The organism is Enterococcus pallens ATCC BAA-351, assembly GCF_000407485.1.
Taxonomy (GTDB): domain Bacteria; phylum Bacillota; class Bacilli; order Lactobacillales; family Enterococcaceae; genus Enterococcus_A; species Enterococcus_A pallens.
The window spans coordinates 1168271-1188763 of the sequence record NZ_ASWD01000002.1 but is presented as its reverse complement, the minus strand read 5'-3'; the positions used below and the strand labels follow the sequence as shown (position 1 = coordinate 1188763).

The window sequence follows — 20493 nt, the reverse complement described above, 5'->3', positions numbered from 1 at the left end:
TATGCAAGAAGATATTTTCATTTTAATTGAGTCCTGTCGGTTGAATTTTACAGCGGTGGAGCAAGTGATTGCCGATTATTTTTTGAGTAAGCAGCAGGCTCCCAAGAACATTGACCAGCTGTCTGAGGATTTGGCAGTCTCGAAAGCATCGATAACTCGATTTTGTAAAAAAATCGGCTTGAACAATTACAAGGAACTGATCTTCTTGTACAAGCTGTCACTGGACAAGGACGAAACCGATCTTTCGGTGTCTTCGAAAGTGACGGCAGCTTACCATTCCTTGGCAACTCGCAGTGACAGTACGTATTCCAAAGAAGTAGTCGATGCCTTTTGCGGCTATTTGCATCAGCACAAAATTATCCATTTCTTCGGCAAAGGGTTCAATTCCTATGCCGGAGCCGATTTTCAATTTAAGTTTTCCCGAGTCGGCAAGTATGTGCGGGTCATAGCTGATGAGAATTCGATTTTAATGTCGGCTAATTTTGCCAATAAGGATGAATTAATTGTGGTTTCAACCTTGCGAGGCGATGACGAGGAACTGCTGGAGGCGATGAAGATTGCGAAGAAGCGTGACGTCCCAATCCTATTGATTACCTCCAATCAGTTTTCTCAGCTGATTCCTTATGCGAATGTGGTGCTGCTTGCGGCCAGCTTTACCCGCGAAGAATCGCTGGGGAACATTTCCCCGCAAATTCCTATCCTTATTCAGCTGGATATGGTCTATGAACGATACATTCATCTGTACTCCGATTCGCTTAAGCAATGGCTGGAATCGGAGCAGATATTACACAAATAAAGGATCGGTTAACCAATGAAAAAATTTCCTGAGCATTTTTTATGGGGGGCAGCCATGTCGGCGCCCCAAACAGAGGGCCAAAGCTTACGTCATGGCAAATCAGCCTCCACCTGGGATTACTGGTTTGCGGAAGCACCGGAGAAATTCAATCAGCAGCAAGGCCCGGCAGATACCTCTAAAATGTACGAGCTGTATGCAGCTGATTGCCAACGAATGCAGGCAATCGGTATGAATTCGGTCCGAACCTCGATTGCCTGGACACGCTTATTACCTGATGGAAAAACGGTCAATCCAGCAGCAGTGACTTTTTATCGGAGCTATTTTCAAGCAATGCTGGATCATGGCGTCGAGCCAATTATTAACCTGTTTCACTTTGATCTGCCCATGTGGCTAATGGACAAAGGCGGCTGGGAAAACCGGGATTCAGTGGCGGCCTTTGCTTATTACGCTGAAACAGCTTTTGAATTATTTGGCGACCTGGTAAAAAAATGGACAACTTTTAATGAGCCGATGGTCCATGTGGAGTGCGGGTATTTGTACCAATACCATTATCCGGCGATTGTTGATTTTAAGCGGGCAGTTCAAGTCGGCTATCATACCTTGCTGGCTCATGCTCGAGCAGTGGAAGCTTTTAGAAAAGTGCTGCCAGCGGGGGAAATCGGTATTATTCTGAATATTTCTCCTAGTTATCCCCGAAGTAACTCGGCGGAAGATCAATTGGCAGCCCAGCGTTCTGACCTGTTAAACACCCGCAGCTTCTTGGATCCAGCTGTACTGGGAAGTATTCCAGAGGAGCTGGTGACTCTTTTAGCAGAGAATGCGTTGCTTCCAGTGGTAAAAACTGGCGATACCGCCCTGCTTAAAGAAAATACAGTAGACTTCATTGGCTTAAATTATTATCAGCCGCGGCGAGTGCAGGCGCCTGAAAACGTGGCGTACCCAGCCAAAATGCCTCATGATTTTTACGCAGCTTATGATTGGCCGGAAAAGAAAATCAATCCTTATCGGGGCTGGGAAATTTATCCTCAAGCCCTGTACGATGTAGCCATCATAATGAAGGAAAAATACAACAACATTCCTTGGTACGTTAGCGAAAATGGAATGGGCGTTGCTGACGAGGAGCGCTTCATGAATGAGTCTGGAATGATCGAAGACGATTACCGGATTGCCTTTATGCAGGAGCATTTAGACTACTTGCATCAGGGGATTAGCGAAGGCAGCAACTGCTTTGGTTATCATGCTTGGACCTTTGTGGACTGCTGGTCATGGCTGAATGGGTATCGCAATCGTTATGGCTTTTACTACATGGACTTGGCGACCTATGAACGTTCGGTGAAGAAGAGCGGGTTGTGGTTTAAAGCAGCCGCAGAAAAAAATGGATTTTAGGTGAAAAGAATGAGCTTAGCAGTATTTGATATTGGTGGAACCGCAGTTAAGCACGGAGTATGGGATAACGCCCAGTTAAGCCAGGTAGATGAATTTCCGACGCCGCAAACTTATGAAGACCTGCTGGAAAAGTTTCGCCAAACGATTCAACACTATGAACAGCCGATTGCAGGAGCAGCCATTAGTTCACCAGGCGCGGTTGATGTTGCCCAAAGACAAATCTTGGGCATCAGCGCGGTGGAGTATATTCACCACCGACCAATTTTTGACGAACTGGAAAGCGGCCTGAACCTGCCAGTAGCAATTGAAAATGATGCCAATTGTGCCGGGATTGCCGAGGTAGAACTGGGAGCCGGCCGCAATGCCCAAAACATGGTATTTGTTGTAATAGGTACCGGTGTCGGCGGTGCGATCTTTATTCAACGGCAGCTTTATAAAGGAACAAATCTTTTCGGCGGCGAATTTGGGTTAATGAAGAGTATGGACACCCAAACCTTTAGTAAGAATGGCACCTTAGTGAAGGCGGCGAACTTCTATAGAGAACAAACAGGTAAAAAAGCTGAAGGCAAGGAGCTCTTTTTATTAAGCGAAGCAGGAGATCAGCTGGCTACTAACTATTTAGATGACATGTATCAAAGGATTGCCAATAATTTATACAACATTCAAGTAACACTTGATCCTGAGCTGATTATTTTAGGCGGGGGTGTTTCAAAACGACCGGAATTGGCAGAAGAAATTGCCCGTCGATTAAACAATCTGCTAAAAGAAGAACAGGTAGAGGAAATCATGCCGCAAATTCGCTGCTGCGAGTTCCAAAACGATGCCAATTTGATTGGCGCAGCCTTAAACTTTGAACAAACATTTTCGCAAAACAAAAAATAAGTACTAAAAAAGCCAAGCAAACCAGATCCTATAAAGATCATGGTTGCTTGGCTTTGTTGTGTCGATTCACTCACTTAGCTTTCTCTTCAGCCACACTGCCAGTATAACTAGCAGCAGGCCTAAAAAAGAGAAAAAGAATAGTTGATTGGTATCACCGGTTTTAGGATACGATCGCTGCTGCACCACATAATGGGGAATCAGCTCTTCGCTTGTTTCAGGTGGTTGTTCTGATTCAACAGGAGCTTCAGGAGCATCAAGTCCTAATTGACCGTAAATCTGAATATCCGTATCCATTCAATCACCTCGTTTAGCAGGAAACGATTAGTTCCATTTCACTGCATCAAATTTTAGGTTCAAGGTGTATTTTAGCTGTTTTTGTGCGTCAGCTGTTGCATTACCAGAGTAAGTAAAGGTTGCTTTGTTTTTCTCAGGTGTTGCTGCAGTATCCGCAGCAGCAAATTGATTTTTGCTGTTAGCCAAAGTGATTAATTCTGAGTTCAATGGTGTTACTAGTGTACCGTTAGTAACTAGGTTGGTAGAAGCCGTTGTAGCAGTAACGCCTGCTGCGCCGGTTACGTCTAGCTTCAAGTTAAAGTCTGTCGGTAATGTAGGATTGCCACTATCGCCAGTGAAGCCATTTGCTGAAACGGTAACGGGACGTCCCGAGTTGTTAACGATTGAATAGTTTGGTGCTTTAATGCTAGTATCGCTTGCTGTATTGTAGAAGATGGTTTTAGTAGGGACTGTAACATTGATCCAGTTTACATCACCCTCTGGGATTTTTGCATCGGGATCGGTGTTGTCGGCACCTAATGTTCCGTTGACCTCAATATCTGCAGTTGATTGACTTTTGATTGTTTGTTGGCTGGCACTCTCCGTACCATCTGCGGCAAAAACAAGTGGCGCCGCTCCCAATGCGATGCCTGCGGTTAACAAAATAGCTAGTAATTTCTTCATTTTATTTTCCTCCTATTATATATAAACATTAAAATGTGTAGCCTAAAATTAGTTCACTAAAATAGTGACGCCTGCTGAGACTTCTCCCTGTTTTTTCTTGGTTTGAGCATCATACAGGCTGAAAGTTGCCGTAGTTTGATGAGTTCCTTTGGCTAACGGCTTGTCCAATTGAACTTGATCGATTTCCTCGCCAGGCATAATCGCCCCTGAGGTATAAATAATTTCACCGGTTTGATCGTCTTTAATTTCGACATTGACCGGATAAGCATTGCTTTCAGGATTTTTGATCGGCAATTGCCCTTTTTGGGTATCACTGTTAATGGTTGCATCTGAAGCAATCATCATATTAAAGTTGCTTTCATCAGCTTTTTGCTGAGCCAGCTCAGCCAGCTCCTTGTCCGACATTTTTTTCGCATCTTTTCCTTCAGGTAAAAAGTCGCCGCTAATCACCGACATGGCTTGCGGCTCAGGTGCGAAAAAGAAATGATAGATGCCGTAACCGCCGATAAGCAGCAGTAACAGGGCTAAAAGCAGCAACCATTTTTTACGTTTCTTTTTTTCTTCCATGGATTGCCTCCTTCTAATTTGTCGCAGCTGAAATAGCAAAAGAAAAACGGTAGCTGAAATGTTGTGGTCCAATCAGTGGTCCCGAGTAATCTCCGGCTAGATACAAGTTAGCCAGAGCATCTGTTTCCCAGAAAGGATCAAGCTGCAGGGTGTCTAAACTTAACGGGTCCTTGTCTACCAAGGGACCAAAGGTGGTTCGAGCACCACTGCCTGCTTTTTCAGCGATTAGAGATAAGAGCAGCTCTTGCTCATGCGTGTTAAATTGCTCAACTAAAGAAAGCTTGGCTGAGCTGTCTGAATTGCGAGTAATGCTGGTTAAGTCAACCTTTGTTGGTACATTGCCAGCGTTGCGGATCGTATAATTGTCTAGATTTTGCTGTTTACCAAATTGACCAGGTATCGGACTTTCGAAGCTCATTGTACCGCTGGAAAACTGGATTAGAACAACGGGTGGTACCTCAGCATTGGTTTCCTGCCATAAGCTTTTAAAGGTATAGCCGGGTATGCGCTGATCGTTGGCCTGAGCATATAAATAGTAGCTGCTTGGTGGCAAATTCGTAAATGAATACTTCGAAGCTTCTCCGGCAGGTGGTGAATCTCCTGGCAGAGTAACCTCGGCTGTTTCTTTAACACCCTCGGCAGCTCCAGCGTTTTGAATACTAGTTTGAGCTGTATTCGAAGTTAGCGTGCCGCTATAAAGCTGCTTAGTTGCCAGCTTATATTGAACTTCGCTGCTTAACATGTCTGCCGGACGGGTACTATCTATTTGAGCAGTCATCGTACTGATATCTGGACCAGTTGTTGGTGTCGCTGATAAGCTGTCAATCGTAGGAAGTTTAGCGTAGGCCACGGAATAACCGTCACCAATATTTCCTGATGAAATCGTATAGCTGGAACCAGTGTTCACTGTAGGAACATATGTGTTTTGTTTGCTGGCCGTTAGATAATCGATTCTGTAAGAAGCATTATCTGAATCCAGCCTCTTGAATATCGGATTCATGGAACCTAATACTTTTTTAGATGAGCTTGTTGCATCAAAGACAATATAATCTGGTGAGTTCAGATTAAAGGTTGGATTGGGTCCAGAAAATCCATTAACATCTGTTGTGAAATGTCCAATTGAGTCCTTAGCAAAATTAGCAGTCAGCGTTCCTGTAGATAAAGTTGCTGTACTTGATGTAGAGTTGACTCCGTAAATATTTTTATAGGAGAAATTCCCTTGTTCTTGAACATTTAGAGTGGCACTGCCATAAAAAAGATAGGTCTTACTGGATTCAATGGCTAGTGAAGCGTGTTTCTCTACGGTAACTGATTGGCTGGTACTGTAGAAAACAGCTGTAGCATCAGTTGAATCATTGTAGACAGTGGTGTCACTACCTTCAGCAAAAGTAACAGAACGATAGCCTTCAACGAATTCCCCACCATAAGAATTACCAGAGGAATAAAAATTATTTTTCCCTTTGAAGGTTAAGGTATTCCCAGCATTATTGTTTCCCCAAAAAGGTTGACTGCCTCTTTGGATAGTGTAGTTAATATTTTCAACGGTGAATGAAACATTGCTATTCGAGGTATAAAGAATTCCATACCAAGAACTGTTGGGATAAGTACTGTTGCCAAAAGTCAAATTTTTGTATGTGACACTTATATTGTTTGCTCCAGTACTGAAGTGAGCAGTACCATAATCTGTTCCGTTGTATAAAAACGCATGGCCATTTCCATCTATGACCGTATTTTGTTTAATGTACGTATAGTTAGTGTTATAAACAATATCGTTTTGCAGCTGAATATACTGTGTCTGTCCAGCTGTTACTGAGGTGGCTAGGGCATCCTTCAATTCTTGAAAGGTTGTGACTCGGTAAGGGTTCGCTTCGGTACCATCCCCAGCGGCTGCCATCACACTTATTTTCGGTGCTTCTTGAACTTCCTGTTCTGGCTCGCTGCTGATCTCGGACGATGACTGCGTTGGTTCTTCGCTAATCGAAGTTTCCGAACGGTGAACAGAAGAGGTCGTCTCTTGTTCTGTCGAAGATACTGGGGGTATAGTATCCGTTTCGCTGTTTATAAGCTGATCGGTCTGTTCGGTGGAGGAGGAAGCGACAGTAGATGTTTCTGCGGCCCAGGCAGATAAGTAAGACGCATTGGTAAATAAAAATAAAACAATTAAAAATGCAACCTTCTTTTTCACTCAACCACCCCCTTTTTATTCTTGTCATTTTTCCAGAAAATAATATTTTTCTAACACAAATTGAATTTTATCTAACTGGCAGAGCAAGTTAAATGTTTATTAACAGTTTTTAAGACAAAATTAATGTTTTGTTTGCTTTTTAAAATATAAAAAAGTATTACTTATAAATTAATTATAAAACTAATATTTTTAATTAAATAGTCGTTATCTGTCGTTATTACTAGATGACAATTGGATTAATTTAGGATTTTTTACTAGAATTATCGAAAAAAGAATGATGAGATATCTGGATTTTTTTATGGAATTTTGGAGATAAAGAGCGGATTGAAAGATTTTTGGGGTTTGCAAAGGTGAATGAGAAAATCGTTATTTGACTTTTTTACCAGAGAATGGAGCAAAGAAAAAAGAGGGTGTGACATTAGTCTTTTTAACAGATGAAATTCCGAACTATATTGTATTTGCGACTACGGTCCAGTAGGTCCTCGTCGCAAATCTACAATATTTAGTGTTTCTTACTAGATATCGTTCGTGAAATCCAGATCTGTTTTTACTAATGTCACAACCTCTTGGCTGTTCATTCATTTTTCTAGCGCAATTAAAAGGCGGTTTTATTCTTTGTTTTTGGCATTCTTTTGTTTAATAAACTCAATATAATCTATGATTTCTTCAATTTGCTCTTCGATGATGTTTTCGTCAATATGGGCAGCAATGATTTCAGCCGGATGAAGTGTGTCATCTTCAAAGTAAGAAATAGAAACACCTAAAGCCTTCGACAGCTTTTTCACTGTTTCAAGAGTTGGGCCTTTTCGTTGGCCGTTTTCAAATCGGGAGATGTTTGAGGCACTTACGCCAGATTTTACTGCCAGCTGGTTAACGCCTAATCCCTTCGATTCACGCAAGTCTTTTAATTTTTTCCCAAAATCCATAAGAAATCTCCCTCCTTCACTATTACTATATAGCCAATTGGCAACAATTACAAAAGGCAATTGTATAATAAATAGTAAAACTATTGCCTTTTGTCAATCTTTGTTTTATCTTATTGACATAAGGCAACGGAGGTGGACCAATGAAAATTGTATTAAACAAGCGGGCACTAAAGCACATGATGAAGCAAAACGGGGATGATGTCTACTCATTGGCAAGTAGAATGGCGGTTGCACCATCAACAGTTTATCGAATTTTAAATGGAGAAAGGGGTGTAGGCAGCCAATTAATCGCAAAACTGTTATGGGCATTTGATCTGTCTGAAAAAGATTTTGACAAATTGTTCATTCTAAGTCAATAATTTATGTGATGAATGAAAAAAATTTAGTAAGATTATGGAAGAATGCACTAAAAATAATTGATTGTCACCATTCATCCTTAAATGGAAGGTAATAAATGAATAGGAAGAGGGTATATTTAGTGAAAGCCGCAGTATTAAATGAGTTTAACAGCTTTACCCTGCGGGAGGTGGACCAACCAGCTCCGCAGGAAAATGAAGTGCTTATCAAAGTGAAGGCTGCTGGTATTTGCGATTCAGATATTCGTCAACTGCAAAGTGAGGGCAGGAATCAATCTGCAGAAATCATTGGTCAGGCATTTTCTGGGATAGTAGAGGAGATTGGCAGCCAGGTTTCTTCGCTGAAGGCGGGGGATCGAGTAGCTGCAGTTCCATTTATTCCCTGTGGGGAGTGTGCGGATTGCCGTGCCGGCAACCGTCATTGGTGTGAAAAAGGGAAAAAAATTGGTCTTCAGCAAAATGGGTGTTTTGCCGAATATGTGGTCCTTCCTGAAGAAAATGTGTTGCCAATTGGCGAGCAGGTGTCTTTTGAGGCGGCGGCCATGCTGGAGTCAATCGCCAAAGCTGCTCATGGAGTGGAAAAGCTGGATATCCGAACAGGGGATACGGTTGCAGTGTTTGGGCTGGATACCTTTGGCCTGCTGAATGTTCAGTGGCTGCGACAAACCGGCGCGAAAAGAATTATCGGCTTAGACAGTGATCGCAACAATTTATGGGAAGCTAAAATGCACGGTGTGACGGATACCATTGATATGCTGCGTGAGTCGGTGGAAGAACGAATTGCTCAGCTGACTGAGGGACAAGGTGTAGATGTTGTAGTGGAATGCACCAGCTCTTTTGTAGCTGTGGAGCAATGTTTGCTGATTGCTAAAAAGGGCGGAACCATTGGTTATTATGGGCAGGAGCCTATGAATATGATGCTGCGCCAGCAGGCATTCAATAATATTTTTCAAAGAGAATATACGCTTAAGGGTCTTTGGAGCTCTTATTCGGCACCTTTTCCTGGTAAAGAATGGGCAGCCGCGCTTTCCTTGATTGAACAAAAACGCCTGGAGCCAGGTACGCTGGTTTCTCATCGGTTTACTCTAGAGGATATTCAATTAGCTTTTGATTTGGCGATGAACAAGGACATTGCCAGCTGGCAGGTGCTGCTTTTTCCTAAAAATTGACAAAAAGGACAACTACCTGCGGCAGTTGTCCTTCGAATTCGTCATTAAGCTTTTTTCGCTGTTTTTTTCCAGTAAAGAAAAGCCGCTGCAGCTACAATTCCTACACCTAATACCATCAAAAGATTGGAAGTGGTGCTACCAGTTTTCGGCAGATTTTTTGCCTGAGTCGTTGGATAGGTTTTTGCTGTAGTTGTTTGTCTTGGCGTATTTACTGGTGTAGTAATCTGTTCCTGCTTAGGTTTTACTTCACCGATTGTAATCACGCTGGTGGCAGAAACTTGCCCGTCGGTATAAGTTACATGATATTTGCCCGGCAGTGAACGGTCAATGGTATCAATTCCGCCTTTATCATTGTTTTCAGTCGACCGGCGCAGTCCTTGATTGACCGCTTCCTGTTCAGTCATGACAGTGATCGTGTCTAAATTGGCTTTGCTGAGTAATTCATGCAGGTCAATATGATACACTTCCGCATTAGGCGTAACATACACATACTCCGTTGCAATAGAAATTTTCAGCTTGCTCTTGTCGCCAGTGTAGGCTGCTAGGTTCAGCAAAGCTGCTTCGTCTAAATATTTGCCAACCTCAACCGGATACGTATGATCCTTAACCTCGATTTTCATCGGTTGTGGAACAGGGGTTGGGTCAGGACGATCTACTCGTAATGCTCCATTATTTCCGGTAACAGTATAGGTAAGTGTTGCTGTATCGCCAGTAGGATTTTGTACCTTCACTTCATAGCTTCCAGACATGGAAAGATTGATTTGCTCGATCTCTGCTGAATCATTTTGTGCTGCGGTTAATTTTAGAGAGCTGGCTTGTTCTTCTGTCAGTACTGAAATTTTATCAACAGTTGTTTTGGTTAACAACGCAGCCAAGTCATGATAATAAACAGTTTCATCAATAGCTGCATAAACCATTTTTGATGTAATGGTTAGAGTCAGTTCACTTGGATTTCCTGAATAGGTCACTCGGTTCAAAAGGTCGGCTTTTTTTAGTACTTTATTGTTTTCAGCCTCTGTAAATTCTTTCTCTTGATCGAATTTTAGTGTCACAGCTGTTGGAGTAGTAGTATCTTTAGTTTTTTTAATAGGTAACACTTCCAACATCTCCGGCACAGCATCACTAACAAAGAAAGTACCTGGTTCTTCAATTTCCTCCGGTAGCTGGACCTTTGGAATTTTTACCTCGTGAGTTCCCTGTTCGTCAGTGTAAGCAGCCAGCATACTTTCGTCCTCCGATAATTGAGCAAAGACATCTGCATCCTGTTTTGCTTGCTCAATATAACCCTGCTTCAATTCTTCCGCTTGTTTGCGTGCTTCTTTATTTGGCGCAACTACTTTTTTAAGATATTCTTCTTTGGCTGCAGCTCTTCTTTTTGAAGTACTTTCAACAGGCACCCATTTACCGTTTTCGTACTTGAAGGTATCAATGCCGTCCCCAATGTCTCGATTCCATACACTGGCATTTTCAATCGCTTCTTTTGGTTTTTCTACTGTGTTATAGGTCTCCGCCATTGCTGAAGCGGAGCCTGTTAGAAAAAATGAGGCGATAACCAATAAACCAACAAACTTTTTCAATGATCTTCCTCCTAGTATTCATTTAAGTCTCTTTTCATCTATAAGTATTTATTAAGCAAATAGAAGAAAAGATTTTCATTCTTTGCTTATTATTATATACATAAATGTCAATAAATACAAAAGATAATTTAAATACATAAATAATAAATTTTTAATTAAAAAAACAACCCGTCAAAACTGAGTTGTTTTTCAGCCTTAAAGGGTTGTACATTTAGTTGAAATCAAACTAACGTTTTACTAGACGGTACCAGTAGCAGGGTTCACCAGTCCGACCGCTAATAACTGTTTCTGAGATTCCGTTATCCGTGTAGTTGCCGCAGTTTTTTTAAAATTACAAATATAACCAAAGTCTTATCATGAGCTAACAATGTACTAATATTATCCTTAACTCTCTGTTCAACCTATTTATTCTATAGGATAATAAGAAAAAATATGTTACGACTAGGAGTATTTATGAATCCAGAATTGTTTATTATTGAGTTGCTATCCTCTAAGGAGAAAATCAGAGCCTATGACAAGGAAAATCGGCGAAGGAATTTACTGGCGATTCTCGGCTACCTAATTGGCGTGTGTATTATTTGCTTTGGTTTAGGCACTTTATTTTACCGAATGTTTCGCTGGCGGGTGCGTTCGATTACCTCTGGCTATTATATAATAGAAGGTTTTTACTATTTTTCGTTGGCGGTAGGCGTAATTGGCGTGTTGTTTCTGCTGGTTTTGCTGCTGAAAACTATTTTTGGCGGATTTCAGCTGCAGTATGCCTACGATCACTGGCTGGAGAAGCATGTGAAGCGGATGTTGAATACACCGTATGTTTTTCAGGAACGTGATTACTATTATTTGTCTGCTAAGCCGCCCGTTTCAAAAATTCGATTGGTAAAAGCAGAATGTATGTCGCTGACTACTACGCTTGATGATTTGGAAATTCAGTTGGGAAGAAAACCGCAATTTCCAGGGATCGGCACCAACCAGCTGTTCCTGCTTGCTGGTGAGCCCAAACTGATGCCGCAAACCTACTCTAGGGCACATTCATTTAATCAAGGAGCCTTGCTTTCTATGTTGGGTCTGCTGCTGGCAGCATTGGCAGGTGTTGCCTATTATGAAGGAACCACCGTGTATCAAAATCTTTACGGCCACAGATCTGGAGAAGAAACTACCTACGAGACCAGCAGTACCACTGCTATAGTGAATGCTGAGGGCTTACTCGAGCAGCAAGGACAGGCACCGGATCGTCAGGTAGGTCAGACCAATCAGCTGGAGCTGATGACTGGAAGTGATGAGTTGTATCTGACTACTGATAATGGTCTCAACTGGTCCTTTGTTCCATTAAAGCCTGAGTGGCTGCGATTTGGCAGTTATTTGCTGACTAGCGGGGAAATTCCTTATGGCTATTGGATGGACAATACCTACAATATTTCCCCAGAGTTTTCGTGGTTTATTTATTCGCAAAATCAGGAAGATATCGAGTTTCTGTCTTCAAAAGACAAGGGACAAACCTGGCAAAAGTCCGTAGTGTCCAGTCGTGCTTCATGGGTTCGCTATCGTAAGGCGCAGTTCTTTGCCAATGGCAGCGGGGTGCTGGTATACTCCACTGCTTCGCCCGAGGTCTCCTCGGAAGGATTGGAGATGTACACTACCAATGATTTCGGCCAAACCTGGAGCAGAAGCAACGGAACCAGTGTGCCTCAGCCAGTTCAAAATGTCAGCTTTGTGAATCCGACCTTAGGCTTTGTATCGACTCGGGAAAAGCTGTTTTACACCAACAACAGCGGCAATTCCTTTAAAGAGGCGGTGGTGACGATTCCTGAAGGCTATCAAACAGGTGGATTGGATCTGTTCCAGTCACCTAATGAAGTCATTCAAACAGGGACCAATCAACTGGAAACGAAATTCTATCTGCTAAAAAACAGCGGCATTGACCAATGGAAGATGTTTGCTTGTTTGTATCGTTCCTCCGACAATGGAGAAACCTGGCAATTTACTGAACAGCTTTCCCAGGTGGAGCAGACGGATTAGGTGAAATAAACTAGGAAAAAAAGGGCAGAGGAGCAGACTGGTTTTAGATATAGACAGCAGCTGCTAATCGAATAAAATCAGCGATGATTGAGAAGTTCGATTGTAATTATTAAATAAAAAATAGACCGGGACCAGTCAATATCGAACTGATCCTGGTCTATTTAGTTTAGTTTGGTATCTACTCGCAAAGCAGTCAAGACTTTTACATCCTGTAAAATTGACTCGCTGGTAATTTCGAGTGCCAGTGATTTGCCATAGTGTCCAAGTGTAGTTTGGCCAAAAATCTTTTGCGTATAAGCAGTTAAGTGGGGCATCAGCAATTCAGCTTCGTCAATTTCTTTACTGCCGACGGGAATCAGCGCCACGAAATATCCTTCCTTTGGATAAAGGGTACAGATGGACTTACCGCTTTTTTTATAGTTTACATTCCACCCCAACCAGTTACCTGCATCCATCCGGCAGCCGCTATAAAATAATTTTGGTTGGATTTGATAAGTTTGTTGCAAATAAACGGTCAATTCATTCCAGTAAGGCACAGCAACAAATTGGCGGATTTGCTCTTCTGTCGGTTCATTTTCCTTTGAATATAAGTCGCTCCACTGCATTTTTTCACCTGCTTTCTTCTATTAATTCAATGGGAATCACCCACAGCTCCATTTGGTACCATCCTTCCGAAGCACTTAAATACTTTTCGGCTAAAAATGCTTGGGTGGTCAACTGATGTTTAGGTAGCCAGATATTGAATAAATAATTAATACTTTTTCCAAGAGCTGAGGTTGTTAGCTCTTTAAAGCTTTCAGCTTCAAAGGAGCAAACGATGTATTCAGCTGCAGGAAGCTCCCAAAGAACAAACTCATCGTAGGCCACAGTTTTTGACTGTGTTAGTGCGCCCACAAAATAGTCAAAGGTCTCTCCTTCACTGGCAGTCATTGTCGAAGCAGCAAATTCGATTTCGTTGTCTATCAACCCTTTAAGCTTGGATTTTTTTCGATGAAAGCTATCCCATAATTGTCCAGCGGTATCGATGCCGGTCGTTTCTCCCAGCGGTATTTGCTGAGTTGCAGCTACTTTTCCAGAAAGACCAATATAGCGTTCGGAAGTGTTTAAGGTGCGGCGAGAAATTTCCAATATAATACTATCAGTAATTAAAGGAACATGCTCATCAATCTGTGTATAACCAATCGCTAAATCCGGCTTCATGAATTGATTCAGCCGAACCGGATGTTTACGGTATTCTTCTGGGGTAATTCCAAATGCATGCTTAAAGGTTTTGGTAAAATGTTCATGGCTGTTAAAGCCGCTAGCCAGTGCGATATCCAAAATCCGTTGTGTTGTATCCTCTAACTTCTCGCAAGCTTTAGCCAATCTGCGCAGCTTAATATACTCGTTGACTGGACGCTTCACCAGTCGGGAGAATAAGCGTTGAAAATAAAAAGGCGATAGCGCAGCAATTTCTGCCAGCTTCTCAGGAGATTGAGGTTCTGCTAAATGCTCCTCAAGATAATCGACGACCGTTTGAATCGCTTCCCATGCGTACATACTAAATCCCTCCATCCGTTAAGATGTCTTCATTGTAGCTAAATATCTTTAGAGTACGCTTGTCCGTCGCTGCCCTTTTCGCAGGTATCTTAGAAGTGACTTAGCTTTTTTTGCCGAATCAGCCGTTCTTTAACCAACTGGATAAAGCTGTCTGGTTCCACCACCTTCATCCGAGCACCGAAGGAAAGTACATTAATCAACAGCTCCGTTTCATCCTTTTTCTCATAGAAAATCGTTAAGCGATACTGATTATCTCCTATCCGTTCCACTGTTTTGCGATAGTTGGAGAAATGAAAGGTTGCCCGTTCTAAAGCACTTCGTTTATCAATCAGGTGGCAGACAATTTTGCAAAGTCTAGGCTGCGACCAAACCATTCCCTCAATCGGAAGGTATTTGGCAGGCTCAAGGGACTGGATGTCTGAACAATTAAAGGTCACTGTTTTCCAGCTGCGACCCGTTTTTCGCTTCCCTAATACTCGGAATTTATTATTTTTCGCCGAGTATTCTAGCTTTAAGGGCTGAAAAAGGTGAGTGGTTGCTTGCTTTTTGCCTGCAGCCTTGTATTCTAGCTGTACTACCTGCTGATTAGTGATGCTTTGCAGCAGCTTGCGAATAATTTGCGCGTATGCGCCAGTAAAGCTGTCCTCACTAACAAATTGATCAAAATAATGAACGTCCTGCCAGTTAAACAAAGGCTCGTAATCTCCAAGATCAAAGGGCTCGCTGAAGCAGGCAAATTTCTGCTCCTGTTGAATGGCAGCCAACCAAGCTTTTTCCAGCTTAGTCAGGGGAAAGGCCTTGGGTGGATGCTTTAAAATGGGACGATTGTCCTTGGTTAGATGCCAGCCGTCCTTGTCCTCAGTTAAATAGGCAGACATCTCAAAGGGAGTTTCCTTAAAGCCGTTTTGCTCTAGCAGCTCCCGCTGTTCTGCTGCTGTTTTCGTCTGCAGCAGCTGTGTCATCAGTTGATAATAGAGACTGTGAATTTCTGAAAAAAGCTCCATGCTACTCCTCCAATCCGTACAGGCGGTTCATTTCAGTTAAGTCGGCCCAAAATTGGTTTTCCCACGTTCGATTGAGTGAATTGATTTGCACAATTCGTCCAATCCAGGTGCGCAGCCAGGGCTCCATCCCCTTAGGATCAATCAAATCAATTGAAAATTCATACAACGCATCTCCCAAAGGTGTCACCGTGCCTTGGCGTTTCTCCCGCAGCAGTCGCTGATACAAATAATGCTCCGGCAAATGCAGGACAATTCGATAATTGACGGTTCGAGTCATGGTGAAGGAGCAGTTCCAGGCCGTTTTTTCTGCTGCTGCTAATTTAGCTACTCCTTGTTGATAGTTTTCCGCGGAGCCTAACAAACGGCCTTTTTCCAAATAATCTAAGCGCAGGGAATACAGCCGGCCTGAATGAATCCCCACTAAATATTGGCGGCCGCTTTCACAGCTGGAATAAACCTTTAGTGGGGTGAGACTTAGTTCGACACCGTTGACTTTGGTTAGCTGGATTCTCTGCTGCTGCTTAATCGCCTGCAGCACAAAGAGCAGCAGTTCGCTGTCCAGCGTTTGGCTATCGTATTTGTGCTTGAAGCAAAAAGGAGAGGCTGGCGGGTCGATCCGCTTTAGCAGCAGATCACCAATGACTCCCATCGGTGCCGTTTCTTTGTAAAACTGAATGGCCTGCAGCTGCTGAGGAGTAAAGCGGATTTCTTTCTCCAAGGCGTACAGCCATTGTTTGCCTGCTTTTTCCTTCGTTAAAATTCCCAGCTGAGCATATTCATTCAATTTGTTGCGGATAGTCAAGCTGTCAATCAAGTAATCATCCTCAAACACGGCTAAATACTTGTCTACCTGTTGAACAATGTCGTTAACGGTCAATTTGTTTTCTGAGGCAAGGATATCCAGCAGCACAAAATGCAGAAAAATATCATTACGGGTAAAGGATTTGGTTTGCCACAAGCAGTGCAGCGGATTATCTGCCTGATTAGCGGGGAGAACCAACCGATAAATTTTTTTATTGTGAATGGTTTGAGTTTCGACATAGTCCTGCAGCAGGCTTTCTAACCGCCGGCGTTCGTTGTCGTAGGTTCGCGGACTGGACAAGGTAATTTCTTCCCGACTTTTAAACCCATAAATTAGAAATTCGCGGGTATAGCTGCGCAGCGTGCTGAACTGCTTCACCAGCTCCTGAAATTTTTTCGCCATTGCTCCGCCTCCTTAGACTGATTTATCTCCTATTGTATCAAGTTCGCACCCTTTTTTTAAAGAACTATTTTGGCCGATTAGGTAAGATAAAGTCAGTTAAACCACAGGAGAACAAGCAGGAGGAAAAAAATCATGGCAATCATGACGGTAACATCCACATATCCAGAATTTACCCAACGAATTAAAAAGCATCCAGAAGGGGGCTTGCTGCTGCGGAGTATTCGCAATGGCACGAGCTTTGGCTGGTACGAAACACCCCAAACCTATTGCTTATATTTTCAAGATTATGGCACCAAGCTTTCGTTTCGCTCTACTCGTGAAGAGCAGCAGCACTATTTAAATGTTAAACAATATTCGGCTCCGCAGGCTTACCTAGCCTTAATGACCGAGTTCTTAAAGTCAGCCATGAAGGAGCCGGAAACTGAAGAATCTGACAATCAGCTGACCATTTCAATGGTGGAAATCAAAAAGCTGGAGCTGTTTCATTCTATCCAGCGGGTCCTGCCAGAGTTTGACGTGCAGGAGGAGCTGCTATTGGATGGATTTTATCGCCTAACTGTGAAGACGAATTCGTTGTATCAGTTGCTGCATGGGACCTATGTGCTGCTTTTGCTGCTGGCGAAGGAGAGCAGCACGTTTTTGGATGAGAGTGATTCCTTGATCCAACGGGGCATTCAATCGCTGCAGGCAATTGAGGCGCCTTATTATATTCGCAATTTATTTGTCCGCAAGTTTTTATACAGCAAGCAAGCCTTTTTGAAATACCAAACGCAGCTGGAGGCCAACAGCCGGGAGCAGATTGCCTTTACTTATCGGGGGACTAGCTATTCCCGAATTGAGAAGGTGAAGGAGTTGTTGGATTTAAAGCAGGCTATTTTAGATGTTGGCTGCGGTGGCGGCGCGTATTTTCAGTTGGCTGAGAAGGTGGACCAGTACATTGGGATTGACATTGACCCAGAGGTTTTGACCTATGCCAAGGAACGAAGTAAACGCATGGAGCTGACCAATATCCAGCTGTTTGCATCATTGGAAGAGGCCAGCTTACCCGCTTCAATGGATATTTTATTAATGGAAGTGATTGAACATATGTCACAGGCTGAAGCAAAGCAGCTGCTGCAACAATTACTGCAGCTGCCCTTCCATCGGTTGATTCTTTCCACGCCGAATAAGGATTTTAATAGTTTTTATGGCATGACCGAGGAGCAAAAACGTCACGAGGATCATCAATTTGAGCTGACAGCAGCCGCATTTAAGCAATGGCTGACAGAAATTGTCGGTGAGGGATTTACACTAGAATTTTTTACAACCGGTGACCAAGTGAATGGCATTGCCACCACTCAGGGAGCTTGGATTGAACGAAAGGAGCAACCAGCATGAAGATAACTACTCAGGTTCACACCATTTTTCTGCTAATTGGACCAACGGAATCAGGTAAGACAACCTTTACTAAAGAAGTTTTGCTGCCGCAGCTGTCCTTTCAAGCGGCTGAGAAAAATTTCCGGACCAATAACCATCATCTGTCTTCAGATGACATGCGGCGGGAACTATTGGGACGGGACTATGATAAATATGCCGCAAGTATGATGGAGGCTTCGGGGATTGCCTTTCCTTATTTGAAGACCAAGCTGGACTTTTTAACCAGTTATCCGGTGAATGCGGAATTTGTAGTGGTGGATACCATCGGCTTGGCGGAAGAATTTCGCCAGGAGGTACGGGAAATTGCTGAAAAAAATCATTATCGTGTAGAAGCAGTCGTCTTTGACTATGCCCGCGAAGCATTCTATGCCTCTGAACGCTCCAAGGTATTAATTACCAAGCATGTGGACCGTCTGAAAAAGGAAGTTTTGCCTAAGCTGGCGAAGGAGAATTATGCAGCGGTGCACCGAATCAAACATAAGAATTTTCAGGAGATCACTGTTGAAGTAGAAAATAAAGACGCCTATCTGGCTACTTTGCTGTCCAACCAAAAAGATTATGCGGTGATTGGTGACGTTCACGAGTCAGTAGCGGACTTGAAAAAGCTGATCTCAAAGCTAGGCTATCGAGTGGAGCAAGCGAAAATGGAAATTTCCAGCAAGGAGCCGCTAGAGCTGATTTTGCTGGGGGATTGGATTGACAAAGGGGAGCGTACGGCTGAAATGATTGAGTTTCTTTTTAAGAACCGCGAGCACTTCCAGCTGGTTTTAGGCAACCACGAGCATTTTGTGTATCGGTTTTTAAAAGGCGAAATTAAAGGAGCCGAGCAAGAAATCATCGATCAGCATTTTACGTCAATTCGTACACTAAAAGCACAGCCGAAACTCCTGATGAAATTTAACCAGTTGGTGGAGCAGAGTCAGCCATTTCTTCGCCGCATTGGTGATGAAAAGCAATCCTTTATCGTTACCCATGCCCCTTGCCACCAACAATTTTTAGGGAAAATGGACAGCGCTGCCTTGCGTAATCAGCGCAACTTCCGCTTGAATCGGGAAAAACCAGTACAAGAGCAGCTGCAATGGCTGGAAGACGAAAGCATGTACAACTTGCCGATTCATGTGTTTGGACATATTGCAGCTAAGGACAGCTTCCGGATAAAAAATAAGCATGGGATTGATACTGGCGCTGTTTATGGCAACAAGCTAAGCGCGCTAAAGATTTTTGCCAAGGGCAACGCCAAGGTGTCAGTTGCCTCAGTGAATGAGTCATCTGAAGAATTACCAGATCTTTTCGGTCGTCCTAAGCTGCAATCTTGGGAAAAGCTGACGGAAAAGGAACAAAAGCGACTGCTGCGGATGGCAAACAATCAGGTACAGTATCTTTCAGGAACCATGGCTCCTGCTGCTGCAAATGTAGAAGAAAATGACCTGGAATCGTTGCCGGAAGCTTTGAATTATTACCGTCAGCAAGGCGTTCAGCAGGTTGTGCTGGAGCCTAAGTACATGGGCTCGCGCGCCAACATCTATCTCCATGAAAAGCTGGAGGACTGCTACGCTATCTCTCGTAAGGGCTACAAAATTTATTTGCCCGAAATAGAGCAGGTCTTTGCTCAGCTGCAGCAGCAATTTGCTTCTTATATGAAGGAAAACCAAATAAGCATGCTGCTGCTAGACGGAGAATTGCTGCCTTGGCGAGCTTTAGGTGAAAACTTAATCCAACGCGAATACTGGCCGGTAGCTAAGGGGATTGAAGTGGAGCTGGCCTTTTTACAGCAAAGCCAGTTTTCAAAACAGTTCCAGCAGTTGACTGAAAACATGCATGCCACGGAATTTACCACCGACAGTTATCATTTATCAAAGAAACAGCTAAGCGAAAAATATGGAGATCATCTTACCCGACAGTTTCGGGAATTACTGAAGGCTTTGCCACACCAAGTTCCATTGGCAGAGCAAAAAGAAGCTTTACAGCTGTACCAGCAGCAAATTGAATTGTACGGCAAGGATGCACCGCTGAGCTTTAAAGCCTTTGACTTATTGAAGATAGTATATCAGGATAGAGAGGAAGTCGTGGACAAGCCTACTTCAGAAATTTATCAATTCCTAAATAAGGACGAATTTCTATTGTTGGACCTAAATGCAGCAGATGCAGAAGACCAAGCACAGCGCTATTTTGACCAAATGACGCTGGAGCAGCAAATGGAAGGCATTGTAATGAAGCCGGAAATACAGAAAAAAGGGGTGGCGCCTTTCTTGAAGGTTCGGAACAAAGCCTACCTGACCCTGATTTATGGCTTTACCTATCACAGTCCGCATTATTATCAACGATTGATCAGGGGGAAAAATATTTCCCACAAGCTGCGTACTTCCATCAAGGAATACGAACTGGCTAGAGATCTTTTGCGGCTGCCGCTAGCGAAATTAACTAAGGAAAATCCGGATTATTTAAATCTACTGGCTAATTTATTGTTTGAAATGGACAAGGAATCTGCCTTTGACCCAAGACTGTAAGGAGGG

General features: G+C 43.1%; 18 protein-coding genes. 8 read left to right on the top strand and 10 right to left on the bottom strand.

Going from position 1 to position 20493, the window contains the following annotated elements; genetic code table 11:
- The first annotated feature begins 1 nt into the window (after window position 1).
- From I588_RS12140 to I588_RS12130, 3 genes are read left to right on the top strand one after another with little or no spacing between them, the layout of a single operon-like run.
- A complete protein-coding gene (locus I588_RS12140; RefSeq protein WP_010756260.1) occupies window positions 2-796 on the top strand; it encodes a MurR/RpiR family transcriptional regulator in 795 nt (264 codons plus the stop codon).
- 15 nt (window positions 797-811) lie between these two features.
- Entirely contained in the window at window positions 812-2182 is a 1371-nt protein-coding gene (locus I588_RS12135; protein ID WP_010756261.1) for a glycoside hydrolase family 1 protein, read from the top strand.
- A 9-nt stretch (window positions 2183-2191) separates the two neighbouring features.
- On the top strand, window positions 2192-3064 hold the full coding sequence (locus tag I588_RS12130) for an ROK family protein (protein ID WP_010756262.1): 873 nt from the start codon (window positions 2192-2194) through the stop codon (window positions 3062-3064).
- 66 nt (window positions 3065-3130) lie between these two features.
- Here I588_RS12130 and I588_RS12125 read toward each other — a convergent pair whose 3' ends face one another.
- From I588_RS12125 to I588_RS12105, 5 genes are all read right to left on the bottom strand, one after another.
- The gene (locus I588_RS12125; protein WP_010756263.1) at window positions 3131-3358 is read right to left on the bottom strand and encodes an LPXTG cell wall anchor domain-containing protein; all 228 of its coding nucleotides are present in this window, start codon (window positions 3356-3358) and stop codon (window positions 3131-3133) included.
- Window positions 3359-3385: 27 nt separating this feature from the next.
- A complete protein-coding gene (locus tag I588_RS12120; protein ID WP_010756264.1) occupies window positions 3386-4021 on the bottom strand; it encodes a hypothetical protein in 636 nt (211 codons plus the stop codon).
- Window positions 4022-4069: 48 nt separating this feature from the next.
- Window positions 4070-4588, bottom strand: coding sequence for a hypothetical protein (locus I588_RS12115; RefSeq protein ID WP_010756265.1), 519 nt, complete (start codon window positions 4586-4588; stop codon window positions 4070-4072).
- Between the two features lie 13 nt (window positions 4589-4601).
- Window positions 4602-6773: a hypothetical protein gene (locus tag I588_RS12110; protein WP_010756266.1), complete on the bottom strand. Its 2172-nt coding sequence runs from the start codon at window positions 6771-6773 to the stop codon at window positions 4602-4604.
- Window positions 6774-7381: 608 nt separating this feature from the next.
- Complete coding sequence (locus tag I588_RS12105; RefSeq protein ID WP_010756267.1) at window positions 7382-7699, bottom strand: helix-turn-helix domain-containing protein; 318 nt, start codon at window positions 7697-7699, stop codon at window positions 7382-7384.
- Between the two features lie 140 nt (window positions 7700-7839).
- Between I588_RS12105 and I588_RS12100 the strand changes: the two genes are divergently transcribed.
- Window positions 7840-8058, top strand: coding sequence for a helix-turn-helix domain-containing protein (locus I588_RS12100; RefSeq protein WP_010756268.1), 219 nt, complete (start codon window positions 7840-7842; stop codon window positions 8056-8058).
- A 95-nt stretch (window positions 8059-8153) separates the two neighbouring features.
- Window positions 8154-9224: a galactitol-1-phosphate 5-dehydrogenase gene (locus I588_RS12095; protein WP_245569572.1), complete on the top strand. Its 1071-nt coding sequence runs from the start codon at window positions 8154-8156 to the stop codon at window positions 9222-9224.
- Window positions 9225-9268: 44 nt separating this feature from the next.
- On the opposite strand, the gene I588_RS12090 is transcribed toward I588_RS12095, so the two are convergent.
- Window positions 9269-10801: an LPXTG cell wall anchor domain-containing protein gene (locus I588_RS12090; protein ID WP_010756270.1), complete on the bottom strand. Its 1533-nt coding sequence runs from the start codon at window positions 10799-10801 to the stop codon at window positions 9269-9271.
- Between the two features lie 453 nt (window positions 10802-11254).
- Between I588_RS12090 and I588_RS27585 the strand changes: the two genes are divergently transcribed.
- A complete protein-coding gene (locus I588_RS27585) occupies window positions 11255-12817 on the top strand; it encodes a WD40/YVTN/BNR-like repeat-containing protein (RefSeq protein ID WP_010756271.1) in 1563 nt (520 codons plus the stop codon).
- Between the two features lie 161 nt (window positions 12818-12978).
- On the opposite strand, the gene I588_RS12080 is transcribed toward I588_RS27585, so the two are convergent.
- The 4 genes from I588_RS12080 to I588_RS12065 all read right to left on the bottom strand — a co-directional run bounded on the left by I588_RS12080 (window position 12979) and on the right by I588_RS12065 (window position 16564).
- Window positions 12979-13422 carry a DUF3788 domain-containing protein gene (locus I588_RS12080; protein ID WP_010756272.1) on the bottom strand — a complete coding sequence of 148 codons (444 nt, stop codon included), beginning with the start codon at window positions 13420-13422 and terminating at the stop codon, window positions 12979-12981.
- 4 nt (window positions 13423-13426) lie between these two features.
- Window positions 13427-14356 (bottom strand): AraC family transcriptional regulator, encoded by a 930-nt coding sequence (locus I588_RS12075; protein WP_010756273.1) that lies wholly within the window; start codon window positions 14354-14356, stop codon window positions 13427-13429.
- Between the two features lie 89 nt (window positions 14357-14445).
- Entirely contained in the window at window positions 14446-15360 is a 915-nt protein-coding gene (locus tag I588_RS12070) for a WYL domain-containing protein (protein ID WP_010756274.1), read from the bottom strand.
- 1 nt (window position 15361) lies between these two features.
- Window positions 15362-16564, bottom strand: coding sequence for a WYL domain-containing protein (locus I588_RS12065; protein ID WP_010756275.1), 1203 nt, complete (start codon window positions 16562-16564; stop codon window positions 15362-15364).
- A gap of 132 nt (window positions 16565-16696) precedes the next feature.
- On the opposite strand from I588_RS12065, the gene I588_RS12060 reads away from it, so the two are divergent.
- Both I588_RS12060 and I588_RS12055 read left to right on the top strand, forming a co-directional pair.
- The gene (locus I588_RS12060) at window positions 16697-17941 is read left to right on the top strand and encodes a class I SAM-dependent methyltransferase (RefSeq protein WP_010756276.1); all 1245 of its coding nucleotides are present in this window, start codon (window positions 16697-16699) and stop codon (window positions 17939-17941) included.
- A complete protein-coding gene (locus tag I588_RS12055; RefSeq protein WP_010756277.1) occupies window positions 17938-20487 on the top strand; it encodes a metallophosphoesterase in 2550 nt (849 codons plus the stop codon). Before I588_RS12060 ends, I588_RS12055 begins: the two co-directional genes overlap by 4 nt.
- Window positions 20488-20493: the final 6 nt, after the last annotated feature.